The 18,856-nt window shown below is 70.2% G+C and carries 19 protein-coding genes and 1 tRNA gene; 12 read left to right on the plus strand and 8 right to left on the minus strand.

Annotation, left to right across the window (positions count from 1 at the left end):
- Positions 1-52 precede the first annotated feature (52 nt).
- Positions 53-1,501 (plus strand): pyruvate kinase, encoded by a 1,449-nt coding sequence (gene pyk / locus H9651_RS09555; protein ID WP_191719080.1) that lies wholly within the window; start codon positions 53-55, stop codon positions 1,499-1,501.
- Between the two features lie 59 nt (positions 1,502-1,560).
- On the opposite strand, the gene H9651_RS09560 is transcribed toward pyk, so the two are convergent.
- Positions 1,561-1,641: transfer RNA gene (locus H9651_RS09560), tRNA-Leu, on the minus strand.
- 87 nt (positions 1,642-1,728) lie between these two features.
- On the opposite strand from H9651_RS09560, the gene H9651_RS09565 reads away from it, so the two are divergent.
- The gene (locus H9651_RS09565) at positions 1,729-2,316 is read left to right on the plus strand and encodes an ANTAR domain-containing response regulator (RefSeq protein WP_191719304.1); all 588 of its coding nucleotides are present in this window, start codon (positions 1,729-1,731) and stop codon (positions 2,314-2,316) included.
- 89 nt (positions 2,317-2,405) lie between these two features.
- On the opposite strand, the gene H9651_RS09570 is transcribed toward H9651_RS09565, so the two are convergent.
- The gene (locus tag H9651_RS09570; RefSeq protein ID WP_191719081.1) at positions 2,406-2,828 is read right to left on the minus strand and encodes a hotdog fold thioesterase; all 423 of its coding nucleotides are present in this window, start codon (positions 2,826-2,828) and stop codon (positions 2,406-2,408) included.
- A 48-nt stretch (positions 2,829-2,876) separates the two neighbouring features.
- Here H9651_RS09570 and polA point away from each other — a divergent pair, with 48 nt between their 5' ends.
- Positions 2,877-5,516, plus strand: coding sequence for a DNA polymerase I (gene polA, locus H9651_RS09575; RefSeq protein ID WP_191719082.1), 2,640 nt, complete (start codon positions 2,877-2,879; stop codon positions 5,514-5,516).
- Positions 5,517-5,563: 47 nt separating this feature from the next.
- Positions 5,564-7,237 carry a DUF885 domain-containing protein gene (locus tag H9651_RS09580; protein ID WP_191719083.1) on the plus strand — a complete coding sequence of 558 codons (1,674 nt, stop codon included), beginning with the start codon at positions 5,564-5,566 and terminating at the stop codon, positions 7,235-7,237.
- Between the two features lie 7 nt (positions 7,238-7,244).
- Here the strand turns inward: H9651_RS09580 and H9651_RS09585 are convergent, their stop codons facing one another.
- Complete coding sequence (locus H9651_RS09585) at positions 7,245-7,874, minus strand: phosphoribosyltransferase (protein WP_191719084.1); 630 nt, start codon at positions 7,872-7,874, stop codon at positions 7,245-7,247.
- 85 nt (positions 7,875-7,959) lie between these two features.
- Here H9651_RS09585 and H9651_RS09590 point away from each other — a divergent pair, with 85 nt between their 5' ends.
- The 3 genes from H9651_RS09590 to H9651_RS09600 are packed head-to-tail and all read left to right on the plus strand — an operon-like array spanning position 7,960 to position 11,224.
- Complete coding sequence (locus H9651_RS09590; RefSeq protein WP_191719085.1) at positions 7,960-9,000, plus strand: LLM class flavin-dependent oxidoreductase; 1,041 nt, start codon at positions 7,960-7,962, stop codon at positions 8,998-9,000.
- A gap of 41 nt (positions 9,001-9,041) precedes the next feature.
- Positions 9,042-10,433 carry an MFS transporter gene (locus tag H9651_RS09595; protein ID WP_191719086.1) on the plus strand — a complete coding sequence of 464 codons (1,392 nt, stop codon included), beginning with the start codon at positions 9,042-9,044 and terminating at the stop codon, positions 10,431-10,433.
- Positions 10,434-10,453: 20 nt separating this feature from the next.
- Positions 10,454-11,224 carry an SGNH/GDSL hydrolase family protein gene (locus H9651_RS09600; protein WP_191719087.1) on the plus strand — a complete coding sequence of 257 codons (771 nt, stop codon included), beginning with the start codon at positions 10,454-10,456 and terminating at the stop codon, positions 11,222-11,224.
- Here the strand turns inward: H9651_RS09600 and H9651_RS09605 are convergent.
- Complete coding sequence (locus H9651_RS09605; RefSeq protein WP_191719088.1) at positions 11,206-11,766, minus strand: dihydrofolate reductase family protein; 561 nt, start codon at positions 11,764-11,766, stop codon at positions 11,206-11,208. The genes H9651_RS09600 and H9651_RS09605 overlap by 19 nt on opposite strands.
- A gap of 120 nt (positions 11,767-11,886) precedes the next feature.
- Here H9651_RS09605 and H9651_RS09610 point away from each other — a divergent pair, with 120 nt between their 5' ends.
- From H9651_RS09610 to H9651_RS09620, 3 genes are all read left to right on the plus strand, one after another.
- Entirely contained in the window at positions 11,887-12,147 is a 261-nt protein-coding gene (locus H9651_RS09610; RefSeq protein WP_191719089.1) for a DUF6458 family protein, read from the plus strand.
- Between the two features lie 76 nt (positions 12,148-12,223).
- On the plus strand, positions 12,224-12,967 hold the full coding sequence (locus H9651_RS09615) for a formylglycine-generating enzyme family protein (RefSeq protein ID WP_191719090.1): 744 nt from the start codon (positions 12,224-12,226) through the stop codon (positions 12,965-12,967).
- Between the two features lie 443 nt (positions 12,968-13,410).
- Entirely contained in the window at positions 13,411-13,887 is a 477-nt protein-coding gene (locus tag H9651_RS09620; RefSeq protein ID WP_191719091.1) for a GNAT family N-acetyltransferase, read from the plus strand.
- A 234-nt stretch (positions 13,888-14,121) separates the two neighbouring features.
- Here H9651_RS09620 and H9651_RS09625 read toward each other — a convergent pair whose 3' ends face one another.
- Positions 14,122-15,231 (minus strand): saccharopine dehydrogenase family protein, encoded by a 1,110-nt coding sequence (locus H9651_RS09625; RefSeq protein WP_191719092.1) that lies wholly within the window; start codon positions 15,229-15,231, stop codon positions 14,122-14,124.
- A 93-nt stretch (positions 15,232-15,324) separates the two neighbouring features.
- Here H9651_RS09625 and deoD point away from each other — a divergent pair, with 93 nt between their 5' ends.
- Positions 15,325-16,035 carry a purine-nucleoside phosphorylase gene (gene deoD / locus H9651_RS09630; RefSeq protein ID WP_191719093.1) on the plus strand — a complete coding sequence of 237 codons (711 nt, stop codon included), beginning with the start codon at positions 15,325-15,327 and terminating at the stop codon, positions 16,033-16,035.
- Positions 16,036-16,048: 13 nt separating this feature from the next.
- Here deoD and H9651_RS09635 read toward each other — a convergent pair whose 3' ends face one another.
- Together H9651_RS09635 and H9651_RS09640 are read right to left on the minus strand one after the other, a co-directional pair.
- On the minus strand, positions 16,049-16,636 hold the full coding sequence (locus H9651_RS09635; protein ID WP_191719094.1) for a GNAT family N-acetyltransferase: 588 nt from the start codon (positions 16,634-16,636) through the stop codon (positions 16,049-16,051).
- Positions 16,637-16,731: 95 nt separating this feature from the next.
- Positions 16,732-17,724 (minus strand): VOC family protein, encoded by a 993-nt coding sequence (locus H9651_RS09640; protein ID WP_318244832.1) that lies wholly within the window; start codon positions 17,722-17,724, stop codon positions 16,732-16,734.
- An 85-nt stretch (positions 17,725-17,809) separates the two neighbouring features.
- On the opposite strand from H9651_RS09640, the gene H9651_RS09645 reads away from it, so the two are divergent.
- On the plus strand, positions 17,810-18,118 hold the full coding sequence (locus H9651_RS09645) for a hypothetical protein (RefSeq protein WP_191719095.1): 309 nt from the start codon (positions 17,810-17,812) through the stop codon (positions 18,116-18,118).
- 15 nt (positions 18,119-18,133) lie between these two features.
- Here H9651_RS09645 and H9651_RS09650 read toward each other — a convergent pair whose 3' ends face one another.
- Positions 18,134-18,589 carry a DoxX family protein gene (locus tag H9651_RS09650; protein ID WP_191719096.1) on the minus strand — a complete coding sequence of 152 codons (456 nt, stop codon included), beginning with the start codon at positions 18,587-18,589 and terminating at the stop codon, positions 18,134-18,136.
- Between the last annotated feature and the right edge of the window lie 267 nt (positions 18,590-18,856).

Consider the following 18,856-nt stretch of genomic DNA (forward strand, 5'->3'; position numbering starts at 1 on the left):
TGACCCGACGGCACTCGACCGCCATCCCCCAAAGACCGGAGCACATCACACGATGAGACGAGCGAAAATCGTCGCCACTCTCGGCCCCGCCACGTCGTCTTACGAGATGGTCCGCGCGATCATCGACGCGGGCGTGGACGTAGCCCGATTCAACCTGAGCCACGGCGACTACTCGGTGCACGAGAACAACTTCGCCAACGTGCGCAAGGCAGCACAGGACGCCGGCCGTGCCGTCGCCGCGCTGGTGGATCTCCAGGGCCCCAAGATCCGTCTCGGCAAGTTCGCCGACGGGCCTCATGACCTCGCCGTGGGCGACGTCTTCAAGATCACCGCCGAAGACATCGTGGGCACCAAGGAGATCGTTTCGACGACCTTCAAGGGGCTTCCCGACGACGTCAAGCCGGGCGACTTCCTGCTGATCGACGACGGCAAGGTGCGCGTCGAGGTCACGAGCGTCGACGGCCCCGTCGTCACGACGAAGGTCATCGTGGGCGGGCCGGTGTCCAACAACAAGGGCATCAACCTGCCGGGTGTCGCCGTCAACGTCCCGGCACTGTCGGAGAAGGACGAAGCCGACCTCCGCTGGGGTCTGCGCGCCGGCGCCGACCTCATCGCCCTGTCGTTCGTGCGCAGCGCGCAGGACGTGCAGCGCGTCCACGTGATCATGGCTGAAGAGGGCCGCCGCGTCCCCGTCATCGCCAAGATCGAGAAGCCGCAGGCCGTGGACAACCTCGAGGAGATCATCGACGCCTTCGACGGCATCATGGTCGCCCGCGGTGACCTGGGCGTCGAGCTGCCGCTCGAGGCCGTGCCGATCGTGCAGAAGCGCGCCGTGGAGCTGTGCCGTCGCATGGCCAAGCCCGTCATCGTCGCGACGCAGATGCTCGAGTCGATGATCAACAACCCGGTGCCCACCCGTGCCGAGACCAGCGACGTCGCCAACGCGGTGCTCGACGGTGCCGACGCGGTCATGCTCTCGGGCGAGACCAGCGTGGGCGACTACCCGGTCGTCGTCGTGCAGACGATGGCGCGCATCATCGAGTCCACCGAGGAGCACGGGCTCGAGCGCATCGCACCGCTGAACACCCGGCCCCGCACACAGGGCGGCGCCATCACCCTCGCGGCGATGGAGGTGGCCGAGTTCGTCGAGGCCAAGTACGTCTGCATCTTCACGGAGTCCGGCGACACGGCGCGGCGCATGTCGCGGTTGCGTCCGAAGTTCCCGATGATCGCGTTCGCCCCCGACCCGTCGATCCGGCGGCGCATGGCGATCACGTGGGGCGTGCAGTCGACCCTCGTCGAGCACGTGGCCCACACGGACCTCATGTTCATGCAGGTCGACGACTACCTGCTCTCCAACAACCTGGCCGAGGTGGGTGACCGCGTCGTGGTGATCTCCGGATCGCCTCCCGGAATCATCGGGTCGACCAACGACATCCGCATCCACAAGGTGGGCGACGCCGTGCACGGCAAGGCGCCGATCTACAAGGCCGAGCTCTAAGGCCGGATGCGAACAGAAGAGGGATGCCGCGGTGCGGCATCCCTCTTCTGTCGTTTCTGTACCGGTGGTGGGAGTCGAACCCACACGTCCGAAGACAACCGAGTTTGAGTCGGTCGCGTCTGCCATTCCGCCACACCGGCAGGGTGACTCAACGACGATACCGCAGGGAACCGCGTCGGCTGTCCTAGAATGGTGTTGTGACTGAGCTCGACGAAACCGCCACCCCCATGGCCACAGCCCCCCGACGCGTCGTCGTCGCCGAGGATGAGTCGCTGATCCGCCTCGACATCGTCGAGATCCTCCGCGACAACGGATTCGATGTCGTGGGCGAGGCCGGTGACGGCGAGACGGCCGTTCAGCTGGCGACGGAGCTGCGACCCGACCTGGTGATCATGGACGTGAAGATGCCCGTCCTCGACGGCATCTCCGCCGCCGAGAAGCTCAGCAAGGCGCACATCGCGCCGGTCGTGCTGCTGACGGCGTTCAGCCAGAAGGAGCTCGTCGAGCGCGCGACCGAGGCCGGCGCGCTGGCCTACGTCGTGAAGCCCTTCACCCCCAACGACCTGCTGCCGGCGATCGAGATCGCCCTGGCACGCTACGAGCAGATCATCACGCTCGAAGCCGAGGTCGCCGACATGGTCGAGCGCTTCGAGACCCGCAAGCTCGTCGACCGGGCCAAGGGTCTGCTCAACGAGAAGATGGGCCTCAGCGAGCCCGAGGCGTTCCGCTGGATCCAGAAGGCATCGATGGACCGCCGCCTCACGATGCAGGACGTCGCCAAGGCGATCATCGAGCAGCTGGCCCCCAAGAAGTAACCACACACCACTATTCGGCTGAGACCCCTCGCATCGCGGGGGGTCTCAGCCGTTTTGTGGTTTCTCGGGCGGCGGATGCCGCGGGGCGGTCAGCGGTCCTTGATGAGGTTCGTGATGCGCACGGTCGAGCAGCGCCGCCCGGACTCGTCGGTGACGACGATCTCGTGCACCGTCATCGAGCGGCCGAGGTGGATGGGGGTGCAGACCCCGGTCACCAGCCCGCCGGTGGCTGCGCGGGTGTGGGTGGCGTTGATGTCGGTGCCCACCGCCAGGCGTCCCTCGCCGGCGTGCAGGTTCGCCGCCATCGAGCCGAGCGACTCACCCAGCACGACGTAGGCACCACCGTGGAGCAGCCCCACAGGCTGCGTGTTGCCTTCGACGGGCATGGTGGCGACGCAGCGCTCGATGGTGAACTCGGTGAATTCGATGCCCATCTTCTCTGCCAAGGCGCCCATGCCGCGGCGGGCGACCCACTCGAGTCCGTTCTCGGTCACGGCATCCTGCTTCGTCATATCCTGCTCTCGGTTCGGGCTGTCCCACCCGCTCGTTAGGCTGGATGGGTGACGGATGCCGCAAAGCCTACCCTTCTGATCGTCGACGGCCACTCGCTGGCATACCGGGCGTTCTTCGCCCTCCCGGTCGACAACTTCACCACCAAGGACGGCCAGCACACCAACGGTGTCTACGGCTTCCTTTCGATGTTCGTGAACCTGCTGAAGGCGGAGAAGCCCACGCACGTCGCCGTCGCCTTCGACACGTCGCGGCAGTCGTTCCGCACCCGCGAGTACGCCGAGTACAAGGCGAACCGCTCCGAGTCGCCGGCGGAGTTCAAGGGGCAGATCCCACTGCTGCAGGACTGCCTGGCGGCGATGAACATCACGGTGCTGCAGAAAGAGGACTTCGAGGCCGACGACATCCTCGCCACCCTCGCCACCGAGGGGTCGGCAGCGGGATTCGAGGTGCTGGTGTGCTCGGGGGACCGCGACACCATCCAGCTCGTCAACGACGACATCACGCTGCTGTACCCGAGTGTGCAGGGTGTGTCACAGCTCAAGCGCTACGACCCCGCCGCCGTCATGGAGAAGTACGGTGTGCCGCCGGAGAACTACCCCGACATCGCCGCGCTCGTGGGCGAGACCAGCGACAACCTGCCGGGTGTGCCGAAGGTGGGGGAGAAGACCGCCGTGAAGTGGCTCACCCAGTACGGCTCGCTCGACGAACTGCTGGAGCGCTCGGGCGAGATCAAGGGCGTCGTGGGCGGCAACCTGCGCGATCATCTCGACGACGTACGCCGCAACCGCCGGCTCAACCGCCTGCTGCGTGACGTGGAGCTCCCCGTCACGCCCGACGACCTCGCGGTCAAGCCGATCGACGCCCAGGCCGTGCGCGACATCTTCGCCCGGCTCGAATTCCGCACCCTGCTGCCGCGAGTGTTCGAAGCGGCCGGCGCGATCGACCCGGGTCCCGGGCCCGATGCCGCTCCCGCCGTCGCCGCGCCCACCCCTGCGCAGCCCGATGCCGCGGGGCTGACTGCGTGGCTCGGCGAGGCAGAAGGCGAAGTCGCGGTGACGGTGGCCGTGAGCGGCGGGCTGCCCGAACGCGTCGGGCTCGCTACCGCCGATGCCGCGGTCGAAGTCGACTGGACCGACGAGACCGGCGCCGTACTGTCGGGCTGGTTTGCCTCGGCCACACCGAAGGTGTTCTCCGACGCCAAACCTCAGATCAAGGCGCTCCGCCGCGCGGGGGTCGTCGTCGACGCGCTGGTATTCGATGCGATCATCGCCGGCTGGCTGCTGCGCCCGAGCTTCCCCGACAAGAGCCTGGCCGACCTCGTCGACCGCTACCTCGGCGAGAAGCTGCCCGAGGCCGACCCCAGCCAGCTCGTCCCAGAGACCGAGGGGGCGACCCCCGGGCAGGTGGCGTGGTTCACACTGCGCGTGGCCGATGCGCTACGCGAGGAACTGCCCGAGGGCGTGGCATCCGTGCTCACCGACATCGAGCTGCCCACCCTCATCACCCTCGCCGACATGGAGCTGGCCGGTGTGAGCGTCTCGCACGAGAAGCTGTCGGGCTTCTCTACCGAGCTCGCCGAGCGTGCCGACGCCATCGCCCAGCAGGCCTACGCCACCATCGAGCGAGAGGTGAACCTCGGCTCGCCCAAGCAGCTGCAGGAGGTGCTGTTCGAGCAGCTGCAGCTGCCGAAGACCCGCAAGACCAAGACCGGGTACTCCACCGATGCCGCGGTGCTGGCCGATCTGCAGGAATCCCACCCGCACCCCTTCCTCGACCAGCTGCTGCAGCACCGCGAGGCCACGAAGCTGCGCCAGATCATCGAATCCCTCGACACCGCGATCGCCGCGGACGGCCGCATCCACACGACCTACGTGCAGACCGGCAGCCAGACCGGGCGCCTGTCGAGCACCGACCCCAACCTGCAGAACATCCCGATCCGCACCACCGAGAGCCGCCGCATCCGCGCCGCGTTCCAAGTGGGCGAGGGGTACGAGACGCTGCTCACGGCGGACTACTCACAGATCGAGATGCGCATCATGGCGCATCTGTCGGGTGACCCGGGGCTCATCGAGGCGTTCAACTCCGGTGAGGACCTGCACCGCTTCGTCGGCGCCCGCGTGTTCGGCGTCACGCCGGAGGAGGTCACCTCCGCGATGCGCACGAAGGTGAAGGCCATGTCGTACGGCCTCGTCTACGGTCTGTCGGCGTTCGGCCTGTCCAAGCAGCTGCGCATCGAGCAGTCCGAAGCCAAGGGCCTCATGCTGGAGTACTTCGCCCGCTTCGGCGCCGTGCGCGACTACCTGCGCTCCTCGGTCGAGCAGGCGAAGATCGACGGCTACACCGAGACGATCTTCGGTCGCCGGCGCCCGTTCCCCGACCTGTCCAGCCCCAACCGGGTGCTGCGCGAGAACGCCGAGCGGGCGGCGCTGAACGCCCCCATCCAGGGGAGCGCGGCCGACATCATGAAGATCGCGCTGTTCCGCATCCACGCGGAGTTCGCCCAGCAGCAGCTGCGCTCGCGCGTGCTGCTGCAGATCCACGACGAACTGGTCGTCGAGGTGGCGCCGGGGGAGTGGGACGCTGCGGAACGCATCGTGCGCGAGCGCATGGGCGACGCCGCCGACCTCTCGGTGCCGCTCGACGTGCAGATCGGCCGCGGCGCCGACTGGGACGAAGCCGGGCACTGAGCGGCGTCGCGCTTCGCGTCGGCGCGCGCGGGTTCTAGGCTCGAAGGATGACTGACACCTCTCGTCCCACGACCCCGATCGATGCGATCGCGGACGCCTGGGTGGACACCGCCGCCGAGCTGTCCCCGATCCTGGCGACCTACATCGGGCGCACCGAGCACAACGGGCGCTTCGACGACCTGTCACCGGCCGGTGCCGACCGTGCCGCAGAGGCCGCGCGGCAGACCCTCGCGGCGCTGGAGTCGGCAGAGCCCGTCGACGAGATCGACGCCGTCACGAAGGAAGACCTCACCCGCGAGCTGCGTCTTGACCTGGAGCTGCACGAGGCGAAGGCCCACCTGCGCGACCTCAACGTCATCGCCTCGCCCGCGCAGGACCTGCGCTCCGCGTTCGACCTCATGCCCACCGACACCGTCGAGGACTGGGGCGTCGTCTCAGAACGGCTCCGCGCCCTCCCCGCCGCGCTCTCGGGGTACATCGAGACGTTGCGCGAAGGCATCGCACAGGGCGTCGTGCCCGCGCGTCGCCAGGTGCTCGAAGTGGTCACGCAGATCGGCCGCTACACCAGCGATGTGGGCTTCTTCGCCGGCTTCGCTGCCGAAGCCGCGCCCGCCGAGGGGCACCTCCCGGCATCGCTCGCGCGCGACCTGACCGACAACAGCAACGCCGCCCGTGTCGCCTACGACGAATTGGCGTCGTTCCTGGCCACCGAGCTCGCCCCCGAGGCGTCCGAGACGGATGCCGTGGGCCGTGAGCTCTATGCGCTGCACTCCCGTCGCTTCCTGGGGGCCGAGATCGACCTCGACGAGACCTACGAGTGGGGCATCGAGGAGCTCGCCCGCATGGTGGCAGAGCAGGAGACGATCGCCCAGCAGATCTCTCCCGGCGCCACGGTCGAAGAGGCCGTCGCCCTGCTCGAGGCCGATCCGTCCCGTCAGCTGCAGGGCACCGAGGTGCTGCAGCGCTGGATGCAGGAGACCAGCGACCGCGCCGTCGAGGAGCTCGGCCGCACCCACTTCGACATCGCGGAGCCGATCCGCCGGCTCGAGTGCATGATCGCGCCCACGAACGAGGGCGGCATCTACTACACCGGCCCCACCGACGATTTCTCCCGCCCCGGCCGCATGTGGTGGTCGGTGCCCGAGGGCGTGGACACCTTCGACACGTGGCGCGAGCTCACGACCGTGTACCACGAAGGCGTTCCGGGTCACCACCTGCAGATCGCGCAGGCGGTGTACAACCGCGCGCAGCTGAACTCGTGGCGGCGTCTCCTCGCGGGGACGAGCGGTCACGCCGAGGGGTGGGCGCTGTATGCCGAGCGCCTCATGGAGCAGCTGGGCTATCTCGACGATCCGGCCGACCGCCTCGGCATGCTCGACGGCCAGCGTATGCGCGCCGCCCGCGTGGTGCTCGACATCGGCGTGCACCTGCAGAAGCCGCGCCTGGACGGCACCGGCACGTGGGACTACGACTACGCGTTGGAGTTCATGCGCCGCAACGTCAACATGCCCGACGAGTTCGTGCGCTTCGAGGTGAACCGCTACTTCGGGTGGCCGGGTCAGGCGCCCGCGTACAAGGTGGGTCAGCGCATCTGGGAGCAGCTGCGCGACGAGGTCGCCGAGCGCGAGGGTGCGGACTTCTCCATCAAGGCGTTCCACAAGCGGGCGCTGGACATCGGCGGTGTCGGACTCGACACCCTGCGCACCGCGCTGCAGGGCTGAGACCGGTTCAGCGACGGGGAGCGTCGCGGAGAAGCTCCACGACCTCCTCGTCGCTGGTCTGTCGGAAGTCGTCGTAGCACGATCCGACGGCCCAGAAGTCCCGCACCGGGTTCGGGCAGACCCACTCGTCAGCGGCATCCGTCGGCGGCCGCCAGTGCGCCGGCGCGACGGGGACCGCCAGCACGACGTGCTCCGCCCCCGCGGCCCGCACGGCGCGGCAGGCGGCGGTCGCCGTCGCGCCGGTGGCCACGCCGTCGTCCACGACGATCGCCGTGCGACCAGCGAGGTCGAGGCCGACGAGACCGTAGCGCACCGCCCGCCGCTGCAGCTCGGCGCGTTCCCGGCGCTCCACCTCGGCCAGTTGCGCGGCGCTCACCCAGCGTGGGTCCGTCGCCTCGTCGTTGAGTACGCGCACGTCCTGCGCGATGGCCCCCGCGGCCACCTCGGCGTGCGAGGGGATGCCGAGCTTGCGCACCGCGACCGCCGTGAGCGGCAGGGCGAGCGCGCGCGCGACCGCGGCGGCCACCAGGACTCCGCCCCGCGGAATCCCCACCACGACCGCCTCGGTGCCGCGCCATGGTGCGAGGGCCGCCGCCAGAGCGACGCCCGCCGCGACCCGGTCGGCGTAGACCGTCATCCCTTCACCGTACGCTCGAGGCATCCGCGAGGGAATGCGCGTGGCCCGTCCCCTGTTTCATGCGAATGAATGGAAAGGAGCCGCGATGACCGGCACGGCACTGCAACTCGGACTCGACACGTTCGGCGACATCACCCGGGGACCGGACGGAGAGCTGCTCAGCGCGGCCCAGACCATCCGTCACCTCGTCGACCAGGCGGTACTCGCCGACGAACTGGGGCTGGCCGCCTTCAACGTGGGGGAGCACCATCGCCGCGAGTTCGCCGTCTCGAGCCCCGAGGTCGTGCTCGCCGCCATCGCGGCGCGCACCCGCGGCATCCGGCTCGGCACCGCCGTCACCGTGCTCTCCAGCGATGACCCGGTGCGGGTGTTCGAGCGGTTCGCGACGCTCGACGCGCTGTCGTCGGGGCGTGCCGAAGTCATCCTCGGTCGCGGCTCGTTCATCGAGTCGTTCCCGCTGTTCGGCTTCGACCTGGCCGACTACGAGGTGCTGTTCGAAGAGAAGCTCGCGCTGTTCTCCGAGCTACTCACCGAGCGCCCGGTCACCTGGCAGGGGACGACACGGGCGGCGCTGACCGACGCCGATGTGTTCCCGAAGACCGAGAACGGACTCACCGCGTGGGTCGGCGTGGGCGGCAGCCCCGAGTCGGTCGTGCGCACGGCCCGCTACGGCTACGGCCTCATGCTCGCGATCATCGGCGGCCCGGCTCACCGGTTCCGCCCGTTCGTCGACCTGTTCCACCGCTCGCTCGAGGGCTTCGGCCACGACACCCGCCCGGTGGGCGTGCACTCTCCCGGTTACATCGCCGACACCGACCAGCAGGCGTGGGACGAGGCGTACGAGCACTTCGCCGCCATGAACAACACCATCGGCCGCGAACGCGGCTGGCCGCCCTACAACCGGCTGCGCTTCCAGCACGACGTCGGCCCGGAGGGGTCGACGTACGTCGGATCTCCCGAGACCGTCGCCCGCAAGATCGTCGACACCGTCACGACGCTCGGCGCCGACAGATTCGACCTGAAGTACTCCACGGGCACGCTGCCGCACGAGAAGATGATGCGCTCGATCGAGCTGTACGGCTCCACCGTCGCCCCGCTCGTGCACGACATGCTCGCGTCGCGCTGATCCGGCACGGCGACCGCTCCCGGCATCCGTACGATGACGGTATGCCTGAAGCCGCCACCGCACCCGCGAACGCGCCCGACACCACGTCGGAACGCCTGGACCGCCTGCCGTTCACGAAGCGCCACCTGCGGGTGCTGACGGGGTCCGGCATCGGCTGGGCGCTGGATGCCATGGACGTCGGGCTCATCTCGTTCATCATCGCGGCGCTGGCCGCGGAATGGTCGCTGCAGCCGCACGAGACGGCGTGGATCGCCTCGATCGGCTTCGTCGGCATGGCGATCGGGGCGAGTCTGGGCGGGCTCCTGGCCGATCGGTTCGGGCGACGGCAGGTGTTCGCGCTGACCCTGCTGGTCTACGGCATCGCCACCGGTGCGAGCGCGCTCGTGGGTGGCCTCGCACTGCTGCTCGTGCTGCGGTTCTTCGTGGGCCTCGGCCTCGGCGCCGAGCTGCCGGTCGCCAGCACGTACGTCAGCGAGTTCGCTCCGGCGCGCATGCGCGGCCGACTCATCGTGATCCTCGAGGCGTTCTGGGCCGTCGGGTGGACCGCCGCCGCCCTCATCGGCTACTTCGTGGTGCCGTCGTCGGACGACGGCTGGCGGTGGGCGTTCGCGCTGGGCGCGATCCCGGCGGTGTACGCCCTCATCGTGCGGTGGGGGCTGCCCGAATCCGCGCGCTGGCTCGAGCGACGGGGACGCACCGCCGACGCCGACGCGGTGACCCGCTCGTTCGAGGATGCCGCGGGCGTCGCCGCGGTGCCCTCGGCCGCGGGCGGGGCATCCGGCGGCGCGGGCGCCGCGGTCGCGCCGACCGCGCCACCCGCAGCCGTGCGCTCCCGCGACCGCCTCGCCGCGCTGTGGTCGACGGAGTTCCGCATGCGCACCGCGTGCCTGTGGCTGGTGTGGTTCTGCGTGAACTTCTCCTACTACGGGGCATTCATCTGGATCCCCACGATCCTCGTCGCCCAGGGCTACGACCTCGTGCGCTCGTTCGGATTCACCCTCATCATCACGCTCGCCCAGTTGCCGGGCTACGCGGTCGCTGCATGGCTGATCGAAGTGTGGGGGCGGCGCCCCACCCTCTCGGTGTTCCTCGTCGGCTCCGCCGTCGCCGCGGTGTTCTTCGGCACGGCGACGGGCGAGGGTCAGATCATCGCCGCCGGCATGGCACTGTCGTTCTTCAACCTCGGCGCCTGGGGCGCGCTCTACGCCGTGACCCCGGAGATGTACCCCACGTCGCTGCGTGCCACCGGGTCGGGCTGGGCGGCCGGCGTCGGCCGCATCGCGTCGATCGTCGCCCCGCTCACGGTGCCGGCGCTGCTGGCCGGCGGGGGAGCACCGCTGCTGTTCGTCATCTTCGCGGGGTTCTTCGCCCTCGCCGCCGCCGCCACGTGGGGGCTCGCCGACCGGCGGGGCCAGGCGCTCGACGACAGGTGACCGACGCGTAGGCTGTCCCGGTGGCATCCGTTCGTTACGTCGCCCTCGGCGACAGCTTCACCGAGGGCATCGGCGACGACCTGCCCGACGGCCGTGAACGCGGCTGGGCCGACCTGGTCGCGCAGGGGTGGGCCGATGACACCGGCGCACCCATCGAGTACGCCAACCTCGCCGTCCGCAGCAAGCTGATCGCGCCGATCATCGCCGAGCAGCTCGAAGCCGCGCTCGCGCTTCGTCCCACCCACCTGTCGTTCAACGGCGGGGGCAACGACATGCTGCGCCCCCGCACCTCCATCTCGCAGATCGTGGATGCCTTCTCGCACGTGCTGCGCCGCTGCGACGAGGAAGGCGTGACGCTCATCCTGCTGTCGGGCGCCAACCCGTCGGGGCAGCTGCCGCTCAGTCGCGTCATCCAGCGCCGCGGCGACCTGCTGTCGGCCGCGGTCGCGCAGCGCATATGTGAGCGACCCGACGTGGTCACGGCCTTCAACTGGCCCGACCGCGAGCTCTCGACGCCGCCGTACTGGTCCCAGGACCGTCTGCACATGAATGCCCGCGGTCACCACCGCGTGGCGGCCCGCGTGCTCGACGCGCTGGGCCTCGCCGTGCCGGCGGGCTGGTGGTCGCTGCCGGAACTCCCCGCCGCGGGCCTGCGCGGCGCGGCCTACTACCGCACGCACGTCGGGCCGTGGGTGCGCCGCCGGCTCACCGGCACGTCATCGGGCGACGGTCGCGAGCCGAAGCATCCCACCTGGGTGCGGATCGACCCTCGTCAGGGCCGCACCGAGTAGACCAGTTCGGCGAACTGCCCATTGCGGCGCGCGTCGACGAGCGACAGCCGGTCGGAACCGAGGCGGCGGGGGAGCAACGGTTTACCCGCGCCGAGCGTCGCAGGTGCGATCGACACACGGATCTCATCGAGCAGCCCGGCGTCGGCGAACTGCCCCGCGAGGTCGCCGCCGCCGACGACCCACACATCGAGGTCGCCCGCGGCGTCGCGGATCTCCGCCCAGGTGTCGGTGACGGCGCCCGAGGCGAAGCGCACGTCGGCGCCGGCGACGGTGGGCAGCTGCCGTGTCGTGAACACCCAGGTGGGTCGCGGCCCGTAGAACGACGGCCACTTGTCAGGGTGCGCGATGAGGTCCTCGTGCTCGAGCACCCACTCGTAGGTCGACGAGCCCTGCACGAGCACGCCGATGCCGTCGAGGAAGGCGTGGAAGTCGGCATCCCCACCCTCACCGCCGGGGACCGCGAAGAGCCAGTCCAACGAATCGGACTCGTCTGCGAGGTAGCCGTCGAGCGTCGTCGCCGTGTAGAAGATCACGCGTGCCATGCGCGCCACGCTATCGCTGACCGCCGGCACGGCACAGTCGGGGCCAGGGTGTCAACCCCTCCCATCGCAGCGACGTGTCACGAGAGGATTCCGGAGCTACCCGAACCGAAAGGAATCATCATGAGCATCGGAGCCGGAATCGCGCTCTTCGTCATCGGAGCGATCCTCGTCTTCGCGGTCAACTTCGAGGTGGAGTGGGTCAACCTCGACATGATCGGCTACATCCTGATGGGCGCGGGGGCACTCGTGTTCCTCATCGGCATCGTGCTGGTGGTGCGCCGTCGGTCCACCGAGACCGTCTCGCGCACCGCCGTCGACCCCGCTGCCGGCGAGCAGGTCACGCGCCGTTCGACGACCACTTCGGGCGACGACACCATCTGAATCCGTGCGGGCCGCACGGCCCGCACGCTGAGCGACGCACGACCGGTGCCGCCGCGACCGACGCTAGAGTCCTGGAGTGAAGGATCTCGAAATGGCGCGGATCGCCGGCGGCACCGTCATGCTGCACGACGGCCGACGCGAACGTCGCTGGCAGGTCTCGCTCGAGCCGTTCGAGATCGGCGTGTATCCGCTCACGCAGGAGCAGCTCGGGGAGCTGCTGGGTGAGCCGGCGCCGCACCCGCGGCGACCGGCGAGCGATATGAGCTGGTTGCGGGCGGCGCGGGTGTGCAACGCGGCATCCGAGTGGGAGGGTCTGGACCCCGCCTACACGTTCGACGGCGAAGAGGTCACCTGGCACGTCGACTCCGACGGCTACCGGCTGCCGACCGAGGCGGAGTGGGAGTTCGCGTGCCGCGCGGGGTCGACCGGCGCCCACTACGGACCCCTCGACCAGGTGGCGTGGACCGCCGCCGACGGCGGCACGGCGCCCCATGATGTCGGCGGGAAGCTCCCGAACCTCAACGGCCTGTTCGACACGCTCGGCAACGTCTGGGAGTGGTGCTGGGATCTGCTGGATCCCGCCCGCTACGGCGACTACCGGGTGTTCCGCGGCGGCGGCTTCGCCGACGATGCCTGGAGCGTGCGGGCATCCACCCGCCGCGGGGGAGCACCGCGCATGCATCACGACGACGTCGGGGTGCGTCTCGCACGCGGCGGTTTCGACGCCGTCGATGCCGCGCAGGGCTGGTCGGCCGCCGCCGACCGCGAGCGCGCGATGGGGGACGACCCCCGCCCCGCCGGCTGGACCCCGCGCCGCTGACCGCTGACCCGGTTGGCCAGGTGGCCCGGTGACCGCTGGCCCGCTGACCCGGCGGCCCGGTGGCCCGGTGGCCCGGCGGCCCGGTGACCGCTGCCCACTGACCGCTGGCCGCTGGCCGCTGTCCCGCCCGCCGTCGGGCGCCGCCGTTCCCTTCCGCGCCCACACCCGACGGAATTCAGGCTGTGCCTCGAATCCGGCCGGTTCGGACCCGCGGGCAGGCTGCCAGCCTGAATTCCGACAGCCGCACCGCGCCGCGGCCCGCCGGCCACCCCGTCGGAGTTCAGGCTGCGCGGCGGACGGCCGCGCGCGACGTGCCGGCCACCCCGTCGGAATTCAGGCTGCGCGGCGGCCCGCCGCCCGCGACGCGCCGGCACCGAGGTCACAGCCTGAATTCCGACCGGGTGGCGCGGGACCGCCAGCCGGGGTGTGCCAGCATGGGCGCCATGACAGCAGTCACCGTGCGGCCGATGACACCGGCCGAGTACGAGCAGTGGCAGGCCGCCCTCGCGACGGAGTACGCCGCCGAGCAGGTCGCCGCCGGGCGTTGGGCGGCGGACGGCGCGGTGCAGCGCGCCCTCGACGAGAACGCGCGGCTGCTGCCGCAGGGCCTGGAGACGCCGCGCACGCTTCTGCTCACCGCGGTGGATGCCGCGGGCGTGCCGGTCGGCCGCGCCTGGGTCGCCCTCGACCACCCCCGCGACGCACCCGACGTCGCGTTCCTGTACGACATCGAGATCGCCGAGCCCCACCGCGGCCAGGGCTACGGCCGCGCCCTGCTCGCCGCCGTGGAGCATGCCACCCGGGAGACCGGCGTCGGGGCGCTCGAGCTCAACGTGTTCGGCAGCAACACCACCGCGATCGGACTGTACGACTCCGCCGGCTACGACGTGGTGACCCAGCAGATGCGCAAAGCCCTCTGACCAACGCAGGCACACCGCCCGACCCACACTCGACAGGGCAGCCACAGCCCACGCACCCGCGGTGCCGAAGCCCGCGGCGCGCTCGGGCACGCGAGACCAGTGAGAGTCCGGGCCCGCAACCGGCGGCCGATCTGCTCCGAGCGGTGAAGCGCCGTCGCGATCGCCTTCGTGGCCGCTGTCAGCTGCCACGGGGGCCGCTGCGCCGCGTCGTCCTGAGCCGACGGCGCGCCGCCCTCACGGCACGACGACGTCGACGGACATCCCCACCTCGGCGCTCAATTCCTGCAGCCCGGCGAGCCCGAACCCCTGGACCGGGCCCTGCACGCCGACGGCAGCGGGAGCGGATGCCCGCAGTCGCTCCGCCGCCCTCGCCACGAGTTCGGCGGTGAGCGTGTACGGGCTGGGGCCGGAGAGGTGCGCCTCGGCCACCATCGCGCCGGTCGCGTCACTCGCGGTCGCCACGACGCGGGTGCGGGTGCGGGCGCGCGTCGCGGCGTCGGGTCCGGGGGAGGAGCCGCCACCGGAGCCGGCGATCCGCTCGATCAGCCGGCGCCCCACCGGAACCCTGCCGATGCCACGGGCGACCCGGGTGACCGCCGGCATCAGCCGCGCGGTGCGGGGGAACCAGCCGTTGTAGTCCTCGACGGTGCGCACCGTCGGGTACAGCGCCGGCAGGAAGAGCACCTCGGTCCCTGAGACGAGGATGCCGGTACTCCGCGAGCCGCGCAGGTTGAACGTGTGCGTGCTCCCGGCAGTCCGGTCCTGCTGCAGTCGACCGTCGCGCCAGACGGGGCTCGGCTGCAGGATGCCGGCGGCGAGGGTGGCCCGCGTGCCCTTGCTGAGACCGCCGCGCAGTGATCCGGCGGCGAAATAGCCGATGCGCAGGGTCGTGGCATCCGACCCGGCGCGTTCCAGGGCGAGGGCACCGGCGAGCATCCCTGGCACGTAGTCGTAGCCGAAAGCGGGCAGCATGACGATGCCGGCAGCACGGGCGGCGGCATCGTGACGGTTCTGCAACCCCTGCACGAAGCCCACCTCGCCGGTCGTGTCGAGATAGTGCGCACGCGCGCGCACGGCGGCCTCGGCACCGGCCCAGCCCACCTTCTCGAACGGCCCCACGGTACTGATCAGCACGTCGCCGGGGGAGAGGATGCCGGCGACGGCGGCAGCGTCGGTCGCGTCGACCACCTGCGTGGGCATGCCCGCATGGCGCGCCGAAGCCGCCGCGAGCTTCTGCGGGTTGCGTCCGGCGAGCACGGCTGAGACGCCCCGGCTCGCAAGCGCCTCGACGATCAAGTCGCCGGTGTAGCCGGTCGCTCCCAGCACCACGATCTTCGGGGGCATCGTCTCTCCTCGCTCGGTGTGCCGGTCATCCTCGCAGACCACCGACCCCAGGCGCGGACCGCACGCTCAGGGGGCCTGACTTACGCTGGATGAATGAGTACCCACATTGCCGCCGCCCCCGGGCAGATCGCCCCCATCGTGCTGTTCCCCGGCGACCCGTTGCGCGCGAAGTGGATCGCCGAAACCTTCCTCGAGGGCGCCGAGCTGTACAGCCAGACGCGCGGGATGCTCGGTTACACGGGCACCTGGCAGGGCACGCGCGTCTCGGTACAGGGGTCGGGCATGGGTCAGCCCTCGATGGCGATCTACGCCAACGAGATGTTCGAGGCGTACGACGTGCAGACCGTCGTGCGGGTCGGCTCGTGCGGAGCACTCACCGAGAACCTCGCGATGCGCGACATCATCATCGCCAACGGTGCGTGCACCGACTCCGGCATCAACCGCATCCGCTTCCACGGGCTCGACTACGCACCGGTCGCCGACTTCTCACTGCTGCGCGCGGCGGTCGAGGCGAGTGAACGGGAGCCGGTGGCATCCGCCGTTCATGTCGGACTGCTGCTGTCGAGTGACCAGTTCTACAGCACGCGGCCCGAGCTCAACGAGCCGTTCGTGCGGCACGGTGTGCTCGGCGTCGAGATGGAGACGAGTGGCCTGTACACGCTGGCGGCCTACTACGGACGCCGCGCGCTGAGCATCTGCACCGTGTCTGACAACCTCGTCACGGGCGAGGAGACGACCGCTCAGGAGCGCGAGCAGACGTTCGGCGACATGATCCGCATCGCCCTGCAGGCCGCAACCGCCTGAGCGCGGCGCGGCGTCACGCGACAGCGGGCGGCACGGTGATGCGCATCACGGTCTTGCGCTTGCCGATATCGCGCTCGAAGGTGAAGCCCGCCTTCTCGAACATGGCCCGCGTACCGTTGTGCAGAAAAGAGGACGACGTCTTCTTGTCGGGCACGAGCTCGTTCGGGAACGAGACCACCTCGCCGCCACCGGCCTGCGCGATCAACGCGAGTGCGCCGTCCAGCGCCTCGCGGGCGACTCCGGAGCGCCGGTGGTCGCGGTCGACGAAGAAGCAGGTGATGCGCAACGGCGCCTGGTGCGCCTCGCCGGCGTCGAACTCTTTGCGGTGGTAGATGCCGGGGAGCTCGTGCGGGCTGCCGTACTCGCACCACGCGATGGCCGCGTCACCGTCGAAGACCAGCGCGGCATGCGCGACGCCCTCGGTCACGAGGCGTTGCTTGAACGTCGGCCCATCGTACTCCCGCTTGATCGTCTGTTCCGTGTCGCCGTGGAAGTACGAGCAGTAGCATCCGCCCCACACGCCGTTGTGTTTCTGCGCGAGCGCCAGCCAAGCCGGGAAGGTCTCGGGCGTGAGGGCCTTGATGTCGTGCGACGTCGTCATGGTCGCCTCCTGACGTGGGTGGTGGTGCTGTCAGTGTGCCCGTGGGCTCCGACACCAGCCAGACCACCACCCACATCGGCGGCGACGAGGTCGCGTCAGAAGGCGACGAACCGCACGGTGTTGCCCCACGGGTCGGCCGCGACGACGGTGTCGTCGTGCACGTCATGGGCGACGCCGGCATCCGCCAGGCGGGCAGCGACGGCATCGAGGTCGGATGCCGCGGGCACGGCGACCGTGAGGCTGCGCAGCCCCGCGGCGGAGTCGTCGCGTGCACCCGCTCCGGCACTCTGCCAGGTGTTCGTCGCGAGGTGGTGGTGGTACCCGCCCGCGGAGTAGAACAGCGCACCCTCGGACTCGGCCGTCACGTCGAACCCGAGCACGTCGGCGTAGAAGGCGCGTGCCTCTTGCAGGTCACCGACGCGCAGGTGCACATGTCCCATCGTCGCCGCGCCGGATGCGTCGCCGTCGAGATGCTCCTGCATGAAGGCGTTCGGATCCAGCGGCGCGCTGCCCATGGTCACCTGACCGTCTTCCCACACCCACTCATCGGCCGGACGGTCCATGTAGAGCTCCACGCCGTTTCCTTCGGGGTCCCCGACGTAGAACGCGAGGCTCACCGAGTGATCGGCGCTGCCTTGGAAAGACTGCGGCGCGACCTGGGCGACCCGCATCAGGGTCTGCGCGAGCGAGGGGGCGTCTGCGTAGAGAATCGCTGAGTGATACAGCCCCGCGGCGCGAGGATCGTCGGCGCTGCTCGCCGTGGCATCCAGGCGAATGAGGGGTGCGTCGAGACCGAGCCAGACCGAGCCCTCCGACTCCTGCATCACGTCGAGCCCGATCACGTCGCGGTAGTACGCCGTCATCGTGTCGAGGTCTTGCACCGTGAGTTCGACGACACCCAACTGCGTATCGGACGGCAGCACTCCCGAGCCCGCCGCGGGGTCACCGGAGCCGGCTGACCCCTCAGCGTCGGCACGGTCGGCCAGGAACCATGCGGTGCCGCCGACGATGATGAGTATGGCGGCGAGGATGGCGCCGCCGAGGATCCAGCGTTTCCCGGGGGAGGGCGACGAAGTCGAATGAGTCACACCAATGATAAGCGCATTCAAATGCATATGATTCCCCGCAGGGCGGGACTGACCGCAGCGCCAGCCCGGTCGCTAGGGTGGCGCCATGCCTTCGGTGACGGACTGGATCTCGAGCATCGGCTCTCTGGTGGGCGCCCTGACCGGCGTGGGCGCGCTGGTCGTCGCCGTCCTCAGCTATCGCAAGTCGACGAGGGCGCTGGCCGCCGACGCGCAGACCAGGGGAGCGGTCGCCTCGACCGTGGACGCGGTCGAGGCGTTGGGGCTGGCGGGAGGTTTCAACACCCGACCGGGCGGCCCGGGCTATGCCCTCCGCCCGGAAGAACCCGATCGCGAGCAGGCGGAAGCGTACGAGGCCGCGTTGCAGGCGGCTCGACGCGGACTCGGGCCCGCCTAGGACCCGGCGCGGGGCTCACCGGGCGGGCGCGTCGCCGGCCGGACGATCGACGGGGGAGTCGGTGCGCCGCTGACGCCGGGAACGCCACGCGCGCCACGCACCGGTGCACCAGAGCGCCCAGATCACGAGCAGAGGCTGAAAGAGCAGGCGGATGCCGCGGGAGAGATCGGTGTCCAGCCCGAAGGCATCCGTGCCGCTGACGAACTGTTCGACGTTTCCGGGGAAGATCGCCACGAAGAACGCCGCGGTGACCCACCCGACCAGCACGCGCTGCCGCGCCCAGACCAGCAGCGCGAGCCCCAGCGCGATCTCGACGACCCCTGACGCGAGCACCACGAAGTCGACCGGCAGGGGGAGCCACGCGGGGACCTGCGCGACGAAGGACGCGCGCGCGAACGTGAGATGCCCGATGCCTGTGAACAGGAGAAAGGCACCCAGCACCCAGCGGGCGATCGCGCGCGGGACGCTCACACCCGCGCGCCCGCCGGCGCGTGGGGCGGACCCGCGATCGGCGCGATCTGGGTTTCCACTCATGTCCTGTCCTGTCCTGTCGATTCGGGCGATATCAGGCTGGTGCGGCCAACATATGCCGTGAGCTAGGGAAGAGGGAGGGGCCGCGGCCGTTGACGTTGATCTCGCTGGCGGTCGACGTTGCTTCCTCCACAGGTGGATGCCGGCGTGAGTTATCCACAATCCTTCTTTTGGCCTGGGGTTTGCCTGCGGTGAATGTCGGTGGCC

It is taken from the genome of Microbacterium pullorum, from assembly GCF_014836535.1.
GTDB classification, from domain to species: domain Bacteria; phylum Actinomycetota; class Actinomycetes; order Actinomycetales; family Microbacteriaceae; genus Microbacterium; species Microbacterium pullorum.